This window comes from Nocardioides sp., from assembly GCF_035703625.1.
GTDB lineage: Bacteria > Actinomycetota > Actinomycetes > Propionibacteriales > Nocardioidaceae > Nocardioides.
In genome coordinates this window covers 1-20,260 of sequence record NZ_DASSXS010000301.1, presented here as the reverse complement: position 1 = coordinate 20,260, position 20,260 = coordinate 1, and the positions used below count along the sequence as shown (strand labels likewise).

Annotated in this window: 18 protein-coding genes; 10 read left to right on the top strand and 8 right to left on the bottom strand. The window is 71.2% G+C overall.

Annotation, left to right across the window (positions count from 1 at the left end; translation table 11 throughout):
- Both VFN12_RS15915 and VFN12_RS15910 read right to left on the bottom strand, forming a co-directional pair.
- Positions 1–891 (bottom strand): SCP2 sterol-binding domain-containing protein (locus VFN12_RS15915; protein ID WP_325119733.1); only part of this gene is annotated, 891 nt, incomplete at its 3' end.
- Between the two features lie 18 nt (positions 892–909).
- Positions 910–1,827 (bottom strand): DNA-3-methyladenine glycosylase 2 family protein, encoded by a 918-nt coding sequence (locus VFN12_RS15910; protein WP_325119732.1) that lies wholly within the window; start codon positions 1,825–1,827, stop codon positions 910–912.
- A gap of 37 nt (positions 1,828–1,864) precedes the next feature.
- On the opposite strand from VFN12_RS15910, the gene VFN12_RS15905 reads away from it, so the two are divergent.
- The 3 genes from VFN12_RS15905 to VFN12_RS15895 all read left to right on the top strand — a co-directional run bounded on the left by VFN12_RS15905 (position 1,865) and on the right by VFN12_RS15895 (position 5,180).
- The gene (locus tag VFN12_RS15905) at positions 1,865–2,737 is read left to right on the top strand and encodes a tryptophan 2,3-dioxygenase (RefSeq protein ID WP_325119730.1); all 873 of its coding nucleotides are present in this window, start codon (positions 1,865–1,867) and stop codon (positions 2,735–2,737) included.
- A gap of 177 nt (positions 2,738–2,914) precedes the next feature.
- Positions 2,915–4,438: an ATP-dependent DNA ligase gene (locus VFN12_RS15900; protein ID WP_325119728.1), complete on the top strand. Its 1,524-nt coding sequence runs from the start codon at positions 2,915–2,917 to the stop codon at positions 4,436–4,438.
- A 64-nt stretch (positions 4,439–4,502) separates the two neighbouring features.
- Positions 4,503–5,180, top strand: a complete 678-nt coding sequence (locus VFN12_RS15895) for a TetR/AcrR family transcriptional regulator (RefSeq protein WP_325119726.1) — start codon at positions 4,503–4,505, stop codon at positions 5,178–5,180.
- Between the two features lie 119 nt (positions 5,181–5,299).
- Here VFN12_RS15895 and VFN12_RS15890 read toward each other — a convergent pair whose 3' ends face one another.
- Positions 5,300–6,580 carry an acetyl-CoA C-acetyltransferase gene (locus VFN12_RS15890; RefSeq protein WP_325119725.1) on the bottom strand — a complete coding sequence of 427 codons (1,281 nt, stop codon included), beginning with the start codon at positions 6,578–6,580 and terminating at the stop codon, positions 5,300–5,302.
- Between the two features lie 127 nt (positions 6,581–6,707).
- On the opposite strand from VFN12_RS15890, the gene VFN12_RS15885 reads away from it, so the two are divergent.
- Positions 6,708–8,042, top strand: coding sequence for a 3-oxoacyl-ACP reductase (locus VFN12_RS15885; protein ID WP_325119723.1), 1,335 nt, complete (start codon positions 6,708–6,710; stop codon positions 8,040–8,042).
- A gap of 5 nt (positions 8,043–8,047) precedes the next feature.
- Positions 8,048–8,932, top strand: coding sequence for a MaoC/PaaZ C-terminal domain-containing protein (locus tag VFN12_RS15880; RefSeq protein ID WP_325119722.1), 885 nt, complete (start codon positions 8,048–8,050; stop codon positions 8,930–8,932).
- On the opposite strand, the gene eat is transcribed toward VFN12_RS15880, so the two are convergent.
- Complete coding sequence (eat, locus tag VFN12_RS15875) at positions 8,929–10,380, bottom strand: ethanolamine permease (RefSeq protein ID WP_325119721.1); 1,452 nt, start codon at positions 10,378–10,380, stop codon at positions 8,929–8,931. The genes VFN12_RS15880 and eat overlap by 4 nt on opposite strands.
- A gap of 224 nt (positions 10,381–10,604) precedes the next feature.
- Between eat and VFN12_RS15870 the strand changes: the two genes are divergently transcribed.
- The 5 genes from VFN12_RS15870 to VFN12_RS15850 are packed head-to-tail and all read left to right on the top strand — an operon-like array spanning position 10,605 to position 15,609.
- The gene (locus VFN12_RS15870; RefSeq protein ID WP_325119720.1) at positions 10,605–11,978 is read left to right on the top strand and encodes a glutamine synthetase family protein; all 1,374 of its coding nucleotides are present in this window, start codon (positions 10,605–10,607) and stop codon (positions 11,976–11,978) included.
- On the top strand, positions 11,959–12,693 hold the full coding sequence (locus VFN12_RS15865) for a gamma-glutamyl-gamma-aminobutyrate hydrolase family protein (RefSeq protein ID WP_325119719.1): 735 nt from the start codon (positions 11,959–11,961) through the stop codon (positions 12,691–12,693). Before VFN12_RS15870 ends, VFN12_RS15865 begins: the two co-directional genes overlap by 20 nt.
- A complete protein-coding gene (locus VFN12_RS15860; RefSeq protein WP_325119718.1) occupies positions 12,690–14,054 on the top strand; it encodes an aldehyde dehydrogenase family protein in 1,365 nt (454 codons plus the stop codon). Before VFN12_RS15865 ends, VFN12_RS15860 begins: the two co-directional genes overlap by 4 nt.
- A 1-nt stretch (position 14,055) precedes the next feature.
- The gene (locus VFN12_RS15855) at positions 14,056–14,844 is read left to right on the top strand and encodes a 3-oxoacyl-ACP reductase (protein WP_414690056.1); all 789 of its coding nucleotides are present in this window, start codon (positions 14,056–14,058) and stop codon (positions 14,842–14,844) included.
- A 12-nt stretch (positions 14,845–14,856) separates the two neighbouring features.
- Entirely contained in the window at positions 14,857–15,609 is a 753-nt protein-coding gene (locus tag VFN12_RS15850; protein ID WP_325119717.1) for a FadR/GntR family transcriptional regulator, read from the top strand.
- A gap of 35 nt (positions 15,610–15,644) precedes the next feature.
- On the opposite strand, the gene VFN12_RS15845 is transcribed toward VFN12_RS15850, so the two are convergent.
- From VFN12_RS15845 to VFN12_RS15830, 4 genes are all read right to left on the bottom strand, one after another.
- The gene (locus tag VFN12_RS15845) at positions 15,645–16,859 is read right to left on the bottom strand and encodes a M23 family metallopeptidase (protein ID WP_325119715.1); all 1,215 of its coding nucleotides are present in this window, start codon (positions 16,857–16,859) and stop codon (positions 15,645–15,647) included.
- 140 nt (positions 16,860–16,999) lie between these two features.
- A complete protein-coding gene (locus tag VFN12_RS15840) occupies positions 17,000–17,860 on the bottom strand; it encodes an acyl-CoA thioesterase II (RefSeq protein WP_325119714.1) in 861 nt (286 codons plus the stop codon).
- 1 nt (position 17,861) lies between these two features.
- Entirely contained in the window at positions 17,862–18,833 is a 972-nt protein-coding gene (locus VFN12_RS15835; protein ID WP_325119713.1) for a PAC2 family protein, read from the bottom strand.
- On the bottom strand, positions 18,830–20,260 hold a 1,431-nt coding region (locus VFN12_RS15830), incomplete at its 5' end, for an amino acid permease (RefSeq protein WP_325119712.1). The genes VFN12_RS15835 and VFN12_RS15830, both read right to left, overlap by 4 nt.

Genomic DNA, 20,260 nt, shown 5'->3' with positions numbered 1-20,260 from the left:
CCGGTCCCCCTTCACCTTCAGCTGCCCGCGCAGCACGCCGGCGATCGGGCTGAGGTGACCGGTTGCCAGCCGGAGGAAGTCGTGGCCCTCGCAGGTGACCGTCGCGTCCCGCTCACCGCCCTCGTCGCCGGCCGTCACGGTGGCGACGCCCCGGTCGACCTCGACGACGTACCGCTCGACCTCGCCCGACGGCGCGCCGGTCAGCCGGAAGCCGACCCTCAGCCGGGCCTTGGCGGCCTTCTTCGGGTCGAGGTAGTCGGGCAGACGGCGGAAGATCTCATCCAGGACGACCCCTCGGAAGCCCGAGCGCATCACCCTGGCCAGGTGGTCGCCCTTGACCCCCTTGAGGGCGGTGGCCACGTCGACCGGGTCGAGGGCGGTGGGGTCCACCGCGACGGAGTCGGTGCCGGGCACCCGGAAGATGCCCCCCACGCCGAGCGCCAGGTCGGCGTCGCCCTCGATGTCGAGACCACCGGCGAGGTACTCCAGGCCGGCGTTCCGCTCACCACTGACCAGCCGGATGAACACGAGCACGCTGGTGCTGAGCACGACGTCGGCGGGCGCCCGCTCCTCCGCGTCACGTCGCAGCTCCATCGTCCCGTCGTCGAAGGCGAGCGCGTGGCGCTCGAGCAGCGTGCCTCGCTGCTGGAGGTCGAACCGGATCACGCCGCGCAGCCGGGCCACGCGTTCGGGCACGGAGAACTCGTGCAGGCGACCGAGGATCCCCGCGACGGCCGCGGAGCGGATCTCGTCGCGGGCGATCAGCTCCAGCAGGTCCGCGTCAGGGGCCGCCGCGACTGCCTGCACGAGGAGCTCGGGGTCGACGGACGCGAAGAACTCGGCGGCCTCTCCGGAGTCGGCGGTCCGCAGCTGGTCGAGGTCGGGGCGCACGCCGGTCAAGGTAACCCCTCATCTGGCCGGAAGGTGGGACCGCGGCGCCATCCGCGGTCCGCGCCGCGGACGGCGTAGGCCGCTCAGCGCGATCAGGCCGACGACCCGGCCCCGGTGCGGGCGCCAGGGCTCGAGGAACTCCTCGAGCTCGTCGTCGTCCATGGGAGTGCCCCGCACGGCCCAGCCCACGTCGGCCGCCACGTGGTAGTCGCCGAAGGAGACGGCGTCGGCGTCACCCAGCGCCCGCGACCGCACCTCGGCGCTGGTCCACCGGCCCACGCCCGGCAGGCTGCGCATCCGTCGGTCGGCCTCGTCGACCGGTACGGCGGTGAGCCGTTCGAGCGAGCCGGCCACGCCCGCGACCCGCACCACCGTCCGCGAACGGGCCGGGCCGACGTGCATCCGCAGCCACTCCCACGAGGGGATCGCACGCAGCGTCTCCGGGCCCGGCTGGATCCAGAGCCCGGCGTCCGCGCCCGGTCCGGGGGCGCGCTCGCCGTACCGGTGGACCAGGCGGCGGAAGCCGGCGAACGCCTCCTGGCCGGTGACCTTCTGCTCGATGATCGCCGGCACGAGCGCCTCCAGCACCAGGCCGGTCCGGCCCACGCGCCAGTGCGGGTGGTGGCGCAGCGCCTCCTCCAGGAGCGGGAGCCGGGGCTCGAAACCGCTCGGGTCGTCGTCCGCGCCCAGCAGCGGCGGAAGCTGCTCCAGCGCCCAGGCCGCGCCCGGCCCCCAGGCCCGGGCCTCCACGACGGCGTCGGCGGGGCGCGCCTCCACCAGCAGGGAGGCCGGCCCGTCCGGGGTGCGGAGCCCGCGCCAGTGCCGAGCGCCGTCGATGCGGTACGTCGGGTCGCCGCCGCCGCGCCGGGACTGGCCGAGGATCTGGCCGACCGGACACGGCCACTCGGGACGCCAGGTCCGCACGCGCTCGGTCACCCGACCACAGTAGGTCGACGCTCGCTAGGTTGGATCCGTGGCCAGGGAAGTGGGCGGCGAGGACAGCCGCACGAAACGGGAGCTCGAGCCGGGCATCGAGCGCGACTTCTCGTCGCGGATGTCGTACGGGGACTACCTGTGCCTCGACCGGCTCCTCTCGTCGCAGCGGCCGCAGAGCGACCCTCCGATGCACGACGAGATGCTCTTCATCATCCAGCACCAGACCTCCGAGCTCTGGCTCAAGCTGATGGTCCACGAGCTGCGGTCGGCCCGGACCCTGCTCGCCGCGGACGACCTGCCTCCGGCGCTGAAGCGGATGGCCCGGATCAAGCACATCCAGCACGTCCTCACCGACCAGTGGACCGTGCTGGCGACCATGACGCCGAGCGAGTACGCCGAGATCCGGCCGTTCCTGGCGACCAGCTCGGGCTTCCAGTCGGCCCAGTACCGCGAGGTCGAGTTCCTGCTCGGCAACAAGGACGCCGACATGGTCGAGGTGTTCGAGCACGACCCGAAGTCCCAGCTGGAGCTCGAGACTCTCCTGCACGAGCCGAGCCTGTACGACGAGTTCCTCGCCTTCCTGTCCCGCCAGGGCTACGCCGTGCCCGAGGAGCTGCTCGACCGCGACTGGTCCCGGCCGCACCGGTTCAACCCGGACCTGGTCGACACCTTCGCCGGGGTCTACGCCGCGCCCCACGACCACTGGGGGGTCTACGAGACCTGCGAGGAGCTCCTCGACATCGAGGACAACTTCCAGGACTGGCGGTTCCGCCACCTGCAGGTCGTCCAGCGGACCATCGGCCACAAGACCGGCACCGGTGGGTCGACCGGGGTCGACTTCCTGCGCCGCGCCCTCGACCTGACCTTCTTCCCCGAGCTGTTCGCCGTGCGGACCCGCATCGGTGAGTGAGGGCCTCGGGGCCGTGGCCCCGGGTGTGCAGCTTCATCAAGGTATGCAGGCGAACCGTCACTTCCCTCGGCGAATTGATCGAGGGAGGTGATGGTTGAGCGGCATCCCTTGATGAAACTGCGTCTAGACCCGCCGACACCGCGCGCAAGTGGGGGTGCTCGTCGGCAGAATGGACGCGTGCTGCTCGCCGACATCGTCGCCTCCTCCCGGGCCGTCGCCGCGACCCGGTCGCGCAAGGCGAAGGTCGCCGCCCTCGCCGATGCGCTGGCCGCTGCTGCCCCGGACGAGATCGAGACGGTGGCGTCCTACCTCGCCGGGTCGCTCCGGCAGCGTCGTACCGGTCTGGGGTGGCGGGGTGTCGCCGACCTGCCCCCGCCGGCGGCCTCGCCCGGCCTGGAGGTCCTCGAGGTCCACGAGCTCTTCGACCGGATCTCGGCGATCGCCGGCTCCGGGTCGCAGGCGGCCCGGAGGTCGGCCGTCGCCGAGCTGTTCGGCCGCGCCACCGCCGATGAGCAGGCCTGGCTGCGGGGCATCGTCACCGGCGCGGTCCGGCAGGGTGCGCTGGACGCGCTGCTGCAGGAGGCGGTGGCGGCGGCGTCGGGGGTGCCGCTGGGCGTCGTACGCCGCAGCGCGATGCTGGCCGGCTCGACCCCGGTGGTGGCACTCGCCGCCCTGACCGGCGGCGAGGAGGCGCTCGCCGGGTTCGGGCTCGAGGTGGGCCGGCCGGTGCTGCCGATGCTGGCGTCGAGCGCGCCCGACCTGCCGGCCGCGATGGCGAAGGCCGGGGGCGGGGAGGTCGCGGTCGACGTGAAGCTCGACGGGATCCGGATCCAGGTCCACCGGTCCGGGGACACGATCCGGGTCGTGACGCGGTCCCTCGACGACATCACCGCGCGACTGCCCGAGGTCGTCGCGGTCGCCCGCGAGGTGCCGGCGGCGTCGTTCGTGCTCGACGGCGAGGCGATCGCGCTCGACGAGGACGGTCGTCCCCGCCCGTTCCAGGAGACCGCCTCCCGGACGGCCATGGAGAGCGGGGTGGAGGTCACGCCGTACTTCTTCGACGTGCTGCATCTCGACGGAGCCGACCTGCTCGACTCCCCCGGCCGCGAGCGCGCCGAGGCGCTCGAGGAGCTGGTGCCGGAGCGGCATCGCGTGCCGCGTCTGGTCACCGCCGACGCCGAGGCGGCCGCCGGTTTCCTCGACTCCGCGCTCGCCTCCGGGCACGAGGGCGTGGTGGTCAAGAACCTCTCCGCGGCGTACGACGCCGGGCGTCGCGGGTCGGCCTGGGTGAAGGTGAAGCCGGTGCACACCCTCGACCTGGTCGTGCTCGCGATCGAGTGGGGCAGCGGCCGGCGCGAGGGCTGGCTGTCCAACATCCACCTCGGCGCCCGCGACCCGGACTCCGGCGGCTTCGTGATGCTGGGCAAGACCTTCAAGGGGATGACCGACGAGATGCTCGCGTGGCAGACCGAGCGGTTCACCGGGCTGGCCGTCTCGCCCGACACGATCCGCGACCACTACGTCGTCGAGGTGCGGCCCGAGCAGGTGGTCGAGATCGCCTTCGACGGGATCCAGCGCTCCTCGCGCTATCCGGGCGGCATGGCGCTGCGCTTTGCGCGGGTCGTCCGCTACCGCGACGACAAGACGGCGGCCGAGGCCGACACCGTCGACCAGGTGCGGGAGCAGTTCGCCGCCCGCTGACCCGCGGGAATCCGTGGTGTCACACGTGTTCAACTCCGGGTTGCACGAGCCTACGATGACCGGCATGGCCAGGGCCCCGGAGACCGACGGACGCCGGACCGCGGCGGCTGCGCGGCGTCGTACCCGCGAGAAGGAGATCCTGGCCGCCACCCGACGCCTCTTCGACGAGCGGGGAGTCGCCGAGGCCAGGATCGACCACATCGCCGACGCGGTCGGCATCAACCGGGCGATCGTCTACCGGCACTTCAGCGGCAAGGAGGAGATGTTCGCACTCACCCTCGTCGGCTATCTGGACGAGCTGGCGGCGTCCCTCGCCGACGCGTCGACCCCCGAGAGTCCCCGCGATCGGCTGGCCGCGCTGACCGGGGCGTTCGTGGACTACGGCCTGGCCTACCCGGCCTTCGTCGACTGCGCCCAGGCGTTGATGCGCCGCAGCGGGCCGGAGCTGTTCGACGAGATCTCCGAGTCCGCGATCTACCGGCTCGGCCGGGCGATCTCCTCCTGCCTCGCCGTGCTGTCCGCGACACTCGAGGCGGGAGTCGAGTCCGGCGACTTCACCGTCGACGACCCCGAGCTGCTGGCCAACGCCCTCTATGCCAGCGGTCTCGGCGCCCTGCAGCTGGCCCGGGTCGGCATCCTGGTCAAGGAGGCCGCCCCCGGCGTACCCAAGGTCGCGACGGTCTCCCCCGACCAGGTCAAGGACTACCTGGTCGCCTCGGCCCTCGCCCTCGCCACCCGTTGAGTTGGGGATTGGTGACCTGCGAGTGGGGGCTTCGCGACCGTTGAGTCGGGGAGTCCCGTCGCCGGGGTGACACGAATCCCCGACTCAACGGTCGGGAATCCCCAACTCAACGGGTGGGGTCAGCGCTCGAGGATGGCGGTGACGCCCTGGCCGCCGGCGGCGCAGATCGAGATCACGCCGCGTCCGGAGCCCTGCTGCTCCAGGAGCTTGGCCAGGTTCATCAGGATCCGGCCACCGGTGGCGGCGAAGGGGTGGCCAGCGGCGAGCGAGGAGCCGTTGACGTTCAGCCGGGCCCGGTCGACCGCCCCGAGCGGGGCGTCGAGGCCGAGACGCTCCTTGCAGAAGATCGGGTCCTCCCAGGCCTTGAGCGTCGCGAGCACCTGCGAGGCGAAGGCCTCGTGGATCTCGTAGAAGTCGAAGTCCTGCAGCGAGTAACCCTCGCGCGACAGCATCCGCGCCATGGCGTACGCCGGCGCCATCAGCAGGCCCTCCCCGCCGTGCACGTAGTCGACGGCGGCCGTCTCCGAGGCGGTGAGGTAGGCCAGCACCGGGTGGCCGTGCTCCTTGGCCCAGTCCTCCGACGCGAGCAGCACCACGGACGCACCGTCGGTGAGCGGCGTGGAGTTGCCGGCGGTCATCGTCGCCGCCTCACCCTTGCCGAACACCGGCTTGAGCTTCGCCAGCTTCTCGGCGGTGGAGTCCGCGCGCAGGTTGGAGTCGCGCTCGAGGCCGCGGAACGGCGTGATCTGGTCGTCGAGGAAGCCGGCGTCGTAGGCCGCTGCCAGCCGCTGGTGGGAGGTGGCGGCGAGCTCGTCCTGCTCCTCGCGCCCGACCTGCCACTCCAGCGCCGTGAGAGCGGCGTGCTCCCCCATCGACAGGCCGGTGCGCGGCTCGCCGTTCTGGGGGATGTCGAGGCCGATGTCGGTCGGCCGGATCGCGGCCAGCGCGGTGAGGCGGCCCTTGGTGTCACGGGCGGCGTTCACCTTCATCAGCTTCTTGCGCAGCTTCTCGCTGATCGCGACCGGGGCGTCGGAGGTGGTGTCGGTACCGCCGGCGATCCCGACGTCGATCTGGCCCAGGGCGATCTTGTTGGCGACCTGGACGGCGGCCTGGAGACCGGTGCCGCAGGCCTGCTGGATGTCGGTGGCGGGGGTCTCGGGCGAGAGCTTCGAGCCGAGCACCGACTCGCGGGTCAGGTTGAAGTCGCGGGCGTGCTTGAGCACGGCTCCGGCGACCACCTCGCCGACTCGTTCCCCCTCGAGCCCGAAACGCGTGGCCAGCCCGTCGATGGCAGCGGTGAGCATCTCCTGGTTGGAGGCGTCGGAGTACGACGTGTTGGAGCGGGCGAAGGGGATCCGGTTGCCGCCGATGATGGCGACCCGTCGAGTCTGGGAGTTCATGCTCCTATCCTTGCCGGTGGACCCGCGCGAGGGAATGCAATGAGCGCCACATCACGAAATGTGGACTCGAAGTTACACATCTAGTTACATGATCGCGACACCCCTACGTCTGGAGGATCCCCCACTCATGAGTGACCGCTACCAGGGCTTCGTGCAGACCCCGATCGGCAAGCTCCTCGTCAAGAACCTCGGGCTGCCGAACCCGGTCCCGCTGGAGCGGTACGCCGACGGCGAGCCGCTCGTCGACGGCACCGTCGCGGTCGGCGGGAACGGCCGACTGGCCGAGTCGCTCCCCGGGATCCTCGACCTGCTCGGCATCGCCTCGACCCAGACTGCCGACGCGGCGGACAAGTACAAGGGCCTGGTCTTCGACGCCACCGGGCTGAGCAGCCCCTCCGAGCTGTCGGCGCTGCGTGACTTCTTCACCCCGCTGCTCCGGAGCCTCGAGGCCTGTCCGCGCCTGGTCGTCCTGGGCACCCCGCCCGAGTCCGTCGAGGGCAGCGAGCGGGTGGCCCAGCGCGCCCTGGAGGGGTTCACCCGGAGCCTGGGCAAGGAGCTCGGTCGCGGCGGCACGGTCCAGCTCGTCTACGTCGCCGAGGGCGCCGAGGGCGCCACCGCCTCCACCCTGGGCTTCCTGCTCTCCCCCAAGTCCGCCTACGTCTCCGGCCAGGTGATCCGGATCGGCGCCACCGGCGAGACCAAGGCCGCCGAGGTGAAGGACCACCTCCGCCCACTCGGGGGGAAGGTCGCCCTGGTCACCGGCGCCAGCCGCGGCATCGGGGAGCAGATCGCCCGGGTCCTCCACCGCGACGGCGCCACGGTCATCGGAGTGGACGTCCCGCAGGCCGCCAGCGAGCTGCAGGCGGTGATGAAGGAGCTGAACGGCGACCACCTCACCCTCGACATCACGGCCAAGGACGCCCCCCAGCGGATCGCCCACCACGTCAAGGAGCGGCACGGCGGGGTCGACGTCGTCGTCCACAACGCCGGCATCACGCGGGACAAGAAGCTCGCCAACATGGACGAGGACCGCTGGAGCTCCGTCCTCAACGTCAACCTCGTCGCCCCGGAGCGGATCACCCGCGAGCTGCTCGACCAGAAGGCGATCAACGACAACGGCCGGATCATCGGCGTCGCCTCGATCGCGGGCATCGCCGGCAACGTCGGCCAGACCAACTACGCCGCCTCCAAGGCCGGCGTGATCGGCCTGGTCGACTCGCTCAAGGACGAGCTGAAGAAGGGCATCACCGTCAACGCGGTCGCGCCCGGCTTCATCGAGACCAAGATGACCGCCGCCGTCCCGCTCGCCACCCGCGAGGTCGGGCGCCGGCTCAACGCGATGAGCCAGGGCGGCCTCCCGGTCGACGTCGCCGAGACCATCGCCTGGTACGCCAACCCGGGCTCCACCGCCGTCAACGGCAACGTGGTCCGCGTGTGCGGCCAGATGATGCTCGGAGCCTGATCCCGGTGAGTCCCACGAGCGAGCCCCGTGTCGTCGAGGGCGGGTCCGGCCTGACCACCGTGCTGAAGGCCGCGCTCCCCTCCCTGCCCGTCGTCAACCTGCTCCCGGGCATCCGCAAGGACTCCGGCGCCGACCCGAGCACGCTGGTGTTCACCCGGCCCGCGGTCGAGGTCACCCGCTCGGAGGTCGACGCCTACGCGAAGGTCTGCGGCTTCCCCCGCAAGGACACCGTCCCGCTGCCGTACCCCCACATGCTCGCGTTCCCGCTGCACATGGCGATCATGACCGACCCCGCGTTCCCCTACCCCGCCATCGGGTCGGTGCACGTGGAGAACTCGATCACCGGACACCGTCCGGTCCGGGTGGGCGAGACCGTGAGCGTGACGACCCGCGCCACGGCGCCCCGGGACCACGCCAAGGGCAAGGTGGTCGACTTCGTGACCGAGGCCCGGGTGGACGGCGAGCTGGCCTGGGAGTCCACGTCGACGTACCTGCGCCGGGGCCGTGGGTCCGAGGGCGCCGAGCCCGGCCTGACGTTCACCGACATGCCCACGGGTGGCGCCGAGTGGCGCCTGCCGGCCGACCTCGGACGTCGGTACGCAGCGGTGTCGGGTGACCACAACCCGATCCACCTCTACCCGCTCACCGCGAAGGCGCTCGGCTTCCCCCGCCAGATCGCGCACGGGATGTGGAGCAAGGCACGGTGCATCGCGGCGATCGAGAACCGGCTGCCGGACGCCGTGCGGGTCGAGGTCGCCTTCAAGAAGCCGATCCTGCTGCCCGGGACGGTCGCGTTCGGCACGGCCGCGACCGGCTCCGGTCACAGCTTCTCCCTGACCAGCCCGAAGGACGGCTCCCCCCACCTGCTGGGTCGCGCCACGAGCCTCTAGGCGAGCTCCTCCTCGGCCTTGGTGATCGCCTCGAACTCCTCCTCGGGCGCGGTTCCGACCAACCGGTGACGGCTGTAGAACCAGTAGTACGCGAGCGCGGCGACGAAGATCGCCGCTGTCCAGCCGGCCGCGACCTCGTCGACGAAGAAGGTGGCGATCACGGCGGCCACGGCCAGGACCAGGGCCACGCCGGTCGTCACGATCCCGCCCGGTGTGCGGTAGGGCCGCTCGAGCTCGGGCTGGCGCACCCGGAGCACGATGTGCGAGACCATCATGAGCACGTAGGAGACGGTGGCGCCGAACACCGCGATGTTGATCAGCAGCGCGCCGTTCTGGGTCCAGGTGGCGAGGATGAAGCCGATCGTGCCCGGCACGATGAGCGCCAGGTGCGGGGTCTTCCGGGCGTTGGTCACCGACAGCCAGCGCGGCAGGTACCCGGCGCGTGAGAGCGCGAACAGCTGCCGCGAGTAGGCGAACACGATGGAGAAGAAGCTCGCGATCAGGCCGGCCAGTCCGACGTAGTTGATGAAGTCGGCGACCACGCTGCCCTCGCCGAGGGCGGTACGCACGGCGAGCGGTAGCGGGTTGTCGGAGGCCTGGATGACCGAGCTGCCGGCGCCACCGGGGGCGGTGAGCAGGATCAGCGCCGCCGTCACCAGGAGCACCGCCATCGCCGTGATGATGCCGCGCGGCATGTCGCGGCTCGGGTCACGCGCCTCCTCGGCCGCCAGCGGGACGCCCTCGACGGCCAGGAAGAACCAGATGCCGTAGACGAGGGCGGCCAGCACCCCGGCAAAGCCGTAGGGCAGGAACTCGCTCGCGCCCGCGGCGCCGGTGGGCTCGATGTCGAAGAGGTTCGACGGGTCGAACTGCGGGATCATCACCACGACGAAGACGATCAGGGCGACCATGGCGACGCCGGTGATCAGGAACATCACCTTCAGCGCCTCGCCGACACCCCACATGTGGATGCCCACGAAGATCAGGTAGCACGCGAGGTAGATCGGCCAGCCCGCGGTCAGGCCGAAGAGGCCCAGCGCCTCGACGTACCCCCCGATGAAGACGGCGATAGCCGCGGGCGCGATGGCGTACTCGATCAGGATCGCGATCCCGGTCGCGAACCCGCCGAGGGGCCCGAGCGCCCGGCGGGCGAAGCCGTAGCCGGCGCCGGCGACCGGGATCGCGGAGGCCATCTCGGCGAGCCCGAACACCATGCAGGTGTACATCGTCGCCATCAGGACGGTGGCGATGAGGAGCCCGCCCCAGCCACCCTCGGCCAGGCCGAAGTTCCAGCCGGCGAAGTCACCGGAGATCACGTAGGCGACGCCGAGCCCGGCGAGCAGGACCCAGCCGGCGGCACCCTGCTGCAGCTGTCGCTTCTGGAGGTAGTCCTTGCCGACCCCCTCGTAGTCCACCCCGTGCACGTGGTGGCGCTCGCTGCTGCTCATGATCCCTCCGGTCTCCTCCGGCATCCCGAGAGGCCTCGGCATGATTGGTTTGTTCGTGGACCATTACTCGGTAGTCGATGAATTTACGCCGCTGGGCGGCGCTGTCAAGAGATGCTCCGCAGCCCCCGGGGAGCGCTCCAGGATCATTGACACCCGGCGAGGCCGGGTGTTCGATGAACGGCAAATGGACTGTCTTCAGGCCAATGGGTGCAAGAGAGGTTCCGATGGGCAAGTCATCGCACAACCCGGGGATGCTGACGCTCGACCAGCTCGGAAAGCTCGTCGACTCCGGTGACATCGACACCGTGCTCGTCGCGATCACCGACATGCAGGGACGGCTGCAGGGCAAGCGCTGCGCCGCCCGCTACTTCATGGACGAGGTGGCCCAGCACGGCACCGAGGGCTGCAACTACCTGCTGGCCGTCGACGTCGACATGAACACGGTCGACGGCTACTCGATGTCCTCCTGGGAGCGCGGGTACGGCGACCTGCTCATGCACCCCGACTTCACCACCCTGCGCCTGATCCCGTGGCACCCCGCCACCGCGCTGGTGCTCTGCGACGTCGAGTGGCTCGACGAGGAACCGGTGCTGGCGTCACCGCGACAGATCCTGCGCCGCCAGCTGCAGCGGCTCGACGACCTGGGCTACGAGGCCTACGCCGCGACCGAGCTCGAGCTGCTGATCTTCAACACCTCCTACGAGGAGGCCAACCGACGCGGCTACCGCGACCTCGAGGCCAGCAGCCAGTACAACATCGACTACTCGATGCTCGGCACCGGACGGGTCGAGGCGCTGCTGCGCGACATCCGCAACGGCATGGCGGGCGCGGGCCTCTACGTCGAGACCGCCAAGGGCGAGTGCAACCTGGGTCAGCACGAGATCGGGTTCAAGTACGACAAGGCGCTGACCACCTGCGACAACCACTCCCTGTACAAGACCGGGGCCAAGGAGATCGCGGCCAAGCACGGCAAGAGCGTCAGCTTCATGGCGAAGTACGACGAGCGGGAGGGCAACTCCTGCCACATCCACTTCAGCCTCCGGTCCAAGTCCGGCGAACCCGTCTTCGCCGGCGACGGGGAGCACGGCTTCTCGCCGTTGATGGAGCACTTCCTGGCCGGACAGATCGCCTGCATGGAGGAGCTCACCTACTTCTTCGCCCCCAACATCAACTCCTACAAGCGGTTCGTCAGGGGCAGCTTCGCCCCGACCGGGATCGCCTGGGGGCTGGACAACCGCACCTGCTCCCTGCGCGTGGTCGGGCACGGAGAGTCGCTGCGCCTGGAGAACCGGGTGCCCGGTGCCGACGTCAACCCCTACCTCGCGGTGTCCGCGCTCATCGCGGCGGGACTCCACGGCGTCGAGAACGAGCTCCCCCTGGAGCCGGCGTTCGAGGGCAATGCCTACAACTCCGACGTGGCGCACGTCCCGCACACCCTGCGCGCGGCGGCCGACAAGTTCGCCCAGTCCGAGCTGACCCGCAAGGTCTTCGGCGACGAGGTCGTCGAGCACTACGTCAACGCCGCGCGGGTCGAGCTCGACGCGTTCGACGCTGCCGTGACCGACTGGGAGCGTTCGCGTGGGTTCGAGCGGCTCTGAGCCCCGACGCCCGCGCATCGGTCTCTCCACCTATCTCGAGGACGCGTCGTGGGGGACCTGGAGCAGGCCCGCGGCGATCGTGGGGCGGGTCTACCTCGACGCGGTGGCACGGGCCGGTGGAACACCGTTGCTGCTCCCCCCGGTCGGCACCGACGAGAGCGTCCTCGACGCCCTCGACGGGCTGATGCTGATCGGCGGTGCGGACGTCACCCCTGCCGCGTACGGCGCCGAGCCCCACGAGGAGACCGTCCTCACCCGCCCGGACCGTGACGAGCACGAGCGGCGGCTCCTCACCGCGGCGCTGGACCGGGACCTGCCCGTCCTCGGGATCTGCCGGGGCGCACAGCTGCTCACGGTGGCGCTGGGAGGCACCCTGCGGCAGCACCTGCCCGACGAGCTCGGGCACCCCGGGCACCGACCCGCGGTGGGCGTCTTCGGGCGGACCCGGGTGACGACCGCACCGGACAGCCTGGTGGCCGGGATCCTCGGGGACGAGCTGACCGTCCCCTGCTATCACCGCCAGGGGCTGTCGGAGCAGGGCACGCGGCTCGTCCCGACCGCCTGGGCGGCCGACGGACTCGTCGAGGCAGTCGAGCTCCCCGGCGCACGGTGGGTGCTGGGGGTCCAGTGGCACCCCGAGGAGGACCCGGACGACCTGCGCCTGTTCACGGCGCTGACCCGGGTGGCGGGCGAACGAGCGGAGGCGACCCGATGACGACGTACGACGTGATCAACCCGGCCACGGAGGGCGTGGTCGAGTCGGTCCGGCTCGCCGGGGTGGAGGAGACCGACCTCGCGATCGACCGGGCGTCCTCCGCGCTGCCGGCCTGGCGGGCGATGGCTCCCGCCGACCGTGGCCGGCTGCTGCGGCGCTTCGCCGAGGCCGTCGACACCAACCTGGAGGAGCTGGCCCGGCTGGAGGTGGCCAACGCCGGGCACACGATCGGCAACGCCCGCTGGGAGGCGGGCAACGTCCGCGACGTCCTGCACTACTACTCGGCGGCGCCGGAGCGGCTGATCGGCCAGCAGATCCCGGTCTCCGGCGGGATCAACGTGACCTTCCAGGAGCCACTCGGCGTCGTCGGGGTGATCGTGCCCTGGAACTTCCCGATGCCGATCCTCGGCTGGGCTCTCGGCCCGGCGCTCGCCGGAGGGAACACGGTCGTGCTCAAGCCGGCCGAGATGACCCCCCTGACGGCGATCCGGATCGGCGAGCTGGCGCTCGAGGCGGGGATCCCCGAGGGCGTCTTCACGGTGCTGCCCGGCAAGGGGTCGGTGGTGGGCCAGCGGTTCGTGACGCACCCCGCGGTGCGGAAGGTGGTGTTCACCGGCTCCACCGAGGTCGGCAAGCAGATCATGGCCGGCTGCGCCGACCAGGTGAAGCGGGTGACGCTCGAGCTCGGCGGCAAGAGTGCCAACGTCGTGTTCGCCGACGCCGATCTCGAGCTGGCAGCCGCCAGCGCCCCGGACGGTGTGTTCGACAACGCCGGCCAGGACTGCTGCGCGCGGTCGAGGATCCTGGTCCAGAAGTCGGCGTACGACCGTTTCATGGGACTGCTCGAGCCCGCGGTCAGCTCCGTGGCCGTCGGCGACCCCGGTGACGAGGCCACCGACATGGGACCACTCATCTCCTCCCAGCACCGCGAGAAGGTCGCGTCGTACGTCACCGGTGACGCACCCGTCGCCTTCCGCGGCACGGCGCCCGAGGGCGCCGGGTTCTGGTTCGCGCCGACCGTCCTGGCGCCGACGTCCCCCGACCACCCGAGCCTGGTCGAGGAGATCTTCGGCCCGGTGGTCTCCGTCGTGCCCTTCGAGGACGAGGCCGACGCGATCCGCATCGCCAACCACAGCGAGTACGGCCTGTCCGGCTCGATCTGGACCCGCGACGTGGGCCGGGCGATCCGGGTGTCCAGAGCGGTCGAGGCAGGGAACCTCTCGGTCAACTCCCACGCCTCGGTCCGCTACTCGACGCCGTTCGGTGGCTACAAGCAGTCCGGGCTCGGCCGCGAGCTCGGACCCGACGCGGTGGCGTCCTTCACCGAGACCAAGAACGTCTTCATCGCGACCGAGGAGTGAGATGACCGCCACCGACGACGACGTGTGCCGCCGACTCGTGGGCCGGGTGGCCGTGGTCACCGGCGGAGCCAGCGGGATCGGGCTGGCCACCGTACGACGCCTCGCGTCGGAGGGTGCCCGCGTCGTGGTGGCCGACCTGGACACCACGGCCGGTCCCCGCGTCGCGGAGGAGGTGGACGGACTGTTCGTCGAGGCGGACGTGACCGACTCCGCCGCGGTGGACCACCTCTTCGAGCAGGCGAACAGCACCTACGGGAGCGTGGACGTCGCGTTCAACAACGCGGGCATCTCGCCGCCCGAGGACGAGTCGATCCTCGAGACCGGGATCGATACCTGGCGTCGTGTGCAGGAGGTCAACCTGACGTCGGTCTACCTCTGCTGCCAGGCGGCCCTGCCCTACATGATCGAGCAGGGCAAGGGGTCGATCATCAACACCGCGTCGTTCGTCGCGGTGATGGGCGCGGCCACCTCCCAGATCTCCTACAGCGCCTCCAAGGGCGGAGTGCTGGCGATGTCACGCGAGCTCGGGGTCCAGTTCGCCCGGCAGGGCGTCCGGGTCAACGCGCTGTGCCCGGGGCCGGTGAACACACCGCTGCTCCAGGAGCTCTTCGCGAAGGACGCCGTGAGCGCGCAGCGCCGCCTGGTGCACGTGCCCCTCGGCCGCTTCGGCGAGCCCGAGGAGATGGCCGCCGCCGTGGCCTTCCTCGCCAGCGACGACTCCTCGTTCATGACGGGGTCGACGTTCCTCGTCGACGGGGGAATCTCTGCCGCCTACGTGACTCCGCTCTAGCCGGGTCGACACGTGACCAGCCAGGGCTTGCCCGACGACGGAGCGCCGAGTCGCGCCGACGAGGCCGTCTTCCGCCCGGTGCGCGAGGGGAACGCCTTCGAGGAGACCGTCGAGCGGCTGCTCCAGGCGATCAAGCTCGGCGTCGTGGCACCCGGCGAGCGGCTTCCCTCCGAGCGGGATCTGGCCGCAAGGTTCAAGGTCGCCCGGGAGACGCTGCGGGAGGCGATCCGGGCACTGGCGGAGGCCGGCTACGTCGAGTCCCGCCGCGGCCGCTACGGCGGCACGTTCGTCCGCGCCGAGCAGCCGTCGGGCCGGAGCCGGGGCGCGGCTCGGCGGACCGCCGAGCAGATGGGGCCGGAGCTCGACGACGCCCTGCTGCTCCGCGACGTGCTCGAGGTGGGAGCGGCCGGGGCTGCCGCGTCCGCCCCCCTGAGCCAGACCGAGCGGTTGCACCTGCGCGGCCGGCTCGAGGAGTGCGCGGGATCGAGCGTGGACGACTACCGGCGGATGGACTCCAGGCTGCACCTGGCCATCGCCGAGGTCACCGGGTCGGCCTCGCTGACCGCCGCCGTCGCCGACGTACGCATGCGGCTGAACGAGATGCTCGACGCGATTCCGCTGCTGGAGCGCAACATGCGGCACTCCAACGCCCAGCACACCCGCATCGTCGACGCCGTGCTCGACGGTGACGCCGATGCGGCCAGGCGGGCCATGGCCGAGCACCTCGACGGAACCACGGCGCTCCTGCGCGGATTCCTCAGCTGAGGTCGCTCCCGACCGGACGTGCGCCGGAGGCCCGGTCAGCGCGGGCGGCCGAAGCGCACCTGCGTCACGGAGCTCGCCTGGGCCGCCATGGGCGACGGGGCACGACGCTCGGAGAACGTCGCGGTGACCGGGTCCCACACGCCCACGTCGGTACGGCCGTTGCCGTCCCAGTCGGCCGTGACCGGCAGGTCGTCGGCGTCGCCGAACCTGAACTGGGCGGTCCACGCGAGCCCGTCGCCGTCCACGATCCGCAGGGTGAACGTGGCCGTGTCCTGGTCGAAGACGCCCACGTCGGTGACCTTGTCGCCGTTCCAGTCGCCGGTCACCGGCAGGTCGTCCGCGTTGCCGAGGGTGGCCACCGAGACGGAGCCGTCGGCGGCCCGGAGCCGGAACTTCCCGGTGCTCGCCCGCCAGACGCCGACCTCGGCGGTGCCGTCGCCGTTCCAGTCACCCGCGACCGGGGCGTCCTGGACCAGTCCGAACACGATGTCGGTGATCCCCGCCGCGGTCTGCAGGTGGAAGGTCTTGGTCGACGCCGTGCGCACTCCCACGTTGAGCCGGCCGTCGCCGTCCCAGTCGCCCGGCACCGGCTGGTCGGTCGCCGTGCCGAACCTGATCACCTTCGGAGGCCGGGTCGGACGGCGGATCCGGAAGACCGAGACCTCGGCACGGCGGTACACGCCGACCTCAGCGGCCTTTCCCACCAGCCAGTTGCCGGCCAGGGGGACGTCCACGCAGTTGCCGGAGGCCAACGTGCTCCCGAACACGAACGACTTGCCCCCGAACCACGGCCAGAGCACCCCCTGGCTGTCGCGCTCCTCGAAGTGCAGGTGCGGGCCGGAGGAGTTGCCTGAGGTACCGAGCGCGCCGAGCAGCGTGCCCTGGTCGACGGTCTGGCCCACGTTGACCGCGAGCGACTCCAGGTGGGCGTAGATGGTGGACTCGCCGCCGGCGTGCATGACCCGCACCCAGTTGCCGTAGCCGCTCGAGCTGCGGGTGGCGACCGACACGGTGCCCGGCGCCGCCGCGACGACCGGGTCGCCGACGTCGTCGGGGCGGTTCCAGTCGACCGCTCGGCTGCTCGGGCTGTGGGAGGGCCGCGTGGTGCCGGTCCACTCCTGCCCGCAGGGGAACGGCATCTGGTAGTCGTTCTGCGGGGCGGCCTGCGCGGGGACGGCCACCAGCACGAGGGCCGTCGAGACTCCCGTCGCGGCGGCGAACAGCGCCCCCAGTCTCCCGGTCGCCCTCACGGCAGCACCTCCACGTCAGGGCGACACCCCTGTCACATCGACAACAGGAGTGGTCAGCCGCCTCAAAAGTGCTCAACCGTAACCGGTGCCCGGCGCGCCTGTCTCGAAACTACATCCATGTAGTGCTATAAGCGGCCGGTTCAGGTCGCCCGCAGCCTGATCAGGCCCTCCTGCGCGACGGTGGCCACCAGCCTGCCGTCCTGGGTGAACACTCTGGCCAGGGCGAGCCCGCGGGCGCCGGACGCCGACGGTGAGTGCTGGTCGTAGAGCCACCACTCGTCGGCCCGGAACGGGTGGTGGAACCACACGGCGTGGTCCAGCGAGGCGGGCTGCAGGCCGGGCGTCGAGATGTTGACCCCGTGCGGCACGAGGGTCGCGCCGAGCAGGGTCATGTCGCTCGCGTAGGTGAAGGTCGCGAGATGCTCGAGGGGATCGTCGGACAGCTGTCCGTTCACCCGGATCCACAGCCGGGCCTTCGCCGGGTGGTCGGGGTCGTCCGGGAGTCCACGGCGCGAGTTGCCGAGGTAGCGCACGTCGAGCGCGGCCCACTCGCGCACGAAGGCGTCGCTCTCGGCGCCGCCACGCGAGCGCGCGAGCTCCGCGAAGTCGAGGCCCTCCTCGGGAGGGGCGACGTCGGGCATCACGTCCTGGTGCTCGAACCCCTCCTCGTCACGCTGGAAGCTCGCCGTCAGGTAGAAGATCGGCCGCCCGTGCTGCCGCGCCACGACCCGCCTGGTGGCGAACGATCGGCCGTCACGGAGCTGCTCCACGTCGTAGACGATCGGCACCGCCGTGTCGCCCGGCAGCAGGAAGTAGGAGTGCAGGGAGTGCACGCGGAACACCGGGTCGACCGTCCGCACGCCGGCCAGCAGCGCCTGCGCCGCCACCTGCCCGCCGAAGACCCGCTGCCGGTCGGTGTCGGGCTGGCGACCCCGGAAGAGATTGGTGTCGATGACCTCGAGGCTGAGCAGCTCGACGAGCTCTGCGGCCGATGCCGGCACGTCAGTCCTCCGGGTCTGAGTCGTCGGTCGGCCCGTCGGTCGGCCCGTCGGTCGGCCCGTCGGTCGGCCCGTCGAGCCCGGCGAGGAACTGCTCGAACTGCTCGCCGATCTCCTCCCCCGTGGGCAACGGCTGGTTGGTCGCCAGCAGGCTGGTGCCCGACTCCTCGGCTCGCTCGAAGGCGTCGTACTGCTGCTCCAGGGCGGCCACGACGTCGGCCACCTCCTCGTTGGCCGCCAGGTAGCGCGCCACCTCGGCCTCGCGCTCCTCGGCGACGGTCCGCAGGTCGGTGAGGTCGACCGTCAGCCGGCCGGCCAGCTCGACCTGCTCCAGCAGGGCGAGGGACGCCTTGGGGTAGTCGAGCTGGGCGAGGTAGTGGGGGACGTGTGCGACGAAGCCCATCGCATCGTGGCCATGCTCCCCCAGGCGGATCTCCAGCAGGGCCTGCGCACTCGACGGGATCCGGAGCTCGCCGCGCCAGGGGCTCTCCCCGGTGAGCAGCTCCCGGTTGTTGGCGTGGTGGGTGATCGCGACCGGGCGCGTGTGCGGCACCGCCATCGGCACCGAGCCCATGCTCACGACCCGCGTGACGCCGAACCGCTCCACGACCTCGATCACGGCCCGGGCGAAGACCTCCCAGCGGTGGTCCGGCTCGGGCCCGTGGAGGAGGAGGTACGGCGTGTCCCCGCTGTCGCGCAGCAACCGGACGACCAGCCGTGGTGCGTCGTACGCCGCGTAGTGGTCGCGGACGAACGACATCGGCGGCCGCCGCGCCCGGTAGTCGTGGAACTGGTCGACGTCGAAGGTCGCGACGACGCGACCGTCGGCCAGGTCCACCAGGTGCCGCACCGCGGTGGCAGCCGCGCTGCCCGCGTCGAGGAAGCCGTCGAGGACCAGCACCATCGTCAGCTGCGAACCGGTCTCGAGCTCGGGCACGTCGTCGACGATGTGCACGGTGCGAGGCTCCTGGGTCACGCCGGGCGTCCCTCCTCGAGCCGGCGGCCCAGCCGGCTGTGGCGCCTGCCGTAGGCGAAGTAGACGACCAGGCCGAACCCCATCCAGATCAGGAACCGCAGCCACGTCTCACCGGTCAGGTTGAGCATCAGCCACAGGCACAGCAGCACCGAGAGCGTGGCCACCAGGGTGACTGCCGGAGCCCGGAAGGACCTGGGGAGGTCGGGCCGGGTGCGACGCAGGACCACCACGCCGATGCTCACGAGCATGAAGGCGAACAGCGTCCCGATGCTCACGAGGTTGACCAGGATCGTCAGGTCGACGAGTCCGCCGATCACCGCAACGGCGAGACCGGTGATCACCGTGAAGATGTACGGCGTCCCGAACTTCGGGTGCACCCTGGCCAGCCCCTGTGGCAGCAGCCCGTCGCGTGCCATGGCGAACCCGACCCGGGTCTGGCCGAGCATCAGGATCATCACCACCACGATCAGGCCGATGCACGCGCCGATGGCGATCAGGCGGCCCATCCACTCCATGCCGACGGAGTTGAAGGCCGTCGCCAGGGGCGCGGCGTCCTCGGGGTCGATCTCCGTGTAGTTCTGCATGCCGGTGACCACCAGGCTGACGGCCATGTAGAGCACCGTCACGATGACCAGGGACCCGAGGATGCCGCGCGGCATGTCTCGCTGGGGGTCCTTGGCCTCCTCGGCCGTGGTGGCCACGATGTCGAACCCGATGAAGGCGAAGAAGACGATGGCCGCGCCGGCGAAGACGCCGGCGATGCCGAACACCGCCGGGTCGTAGCCCAGGAGAGAGCTGATGAGCGGTACGTCGGAGAAGCTGCCCGCGGTCTCGGGCGCCGGCTGGGAGGGCGGCACGAACGGCGAGTAGTTGTCGGCGGAGATGTGCGAGACGCCGAACAGGATCACGGCGGCGACGACGGACAGCTTGATCGCCACGACGATCTGGTTGAACCGGCTCGACATCTTGATGCCGGCGATCAGGACTCCCATGACGACGAGCGAGATCAGCACCGCGGGCAGGTCGATCACTCCGTCGGCGGCAGAGCCGAGGGCGGTCGGCACCTCGAGCGGCGTACCGCCCACGACCTCCTGGAAGTAGCCCGAGAAGCTGGTGGCGAGCGCCGCCGACCCGATGGTGAACTCGAGCACGAGGTCCCAGCCGATGATCCACGCGATCAGCTCGCCGAAGGTGGCGTAGCTGAACGTGTAGGCGCTGCCGGCGACCGGCACCGTGGACGCGAACTCGGCGTAGCAGAGCGCGGCCAGCGCACACGCGAGACCGGCGATGGCGAACGACAGCGCGATCGCGGGGCCGGAGTTGGTCGCCGCCACCGTGCCCGTGAGCACGAAGATGCCGGCGCCGATCGTGACGCCCACACCGAACACCGTGAGGTCGAGCGCCCCGAGCTCCTTGCGCAACCGGTG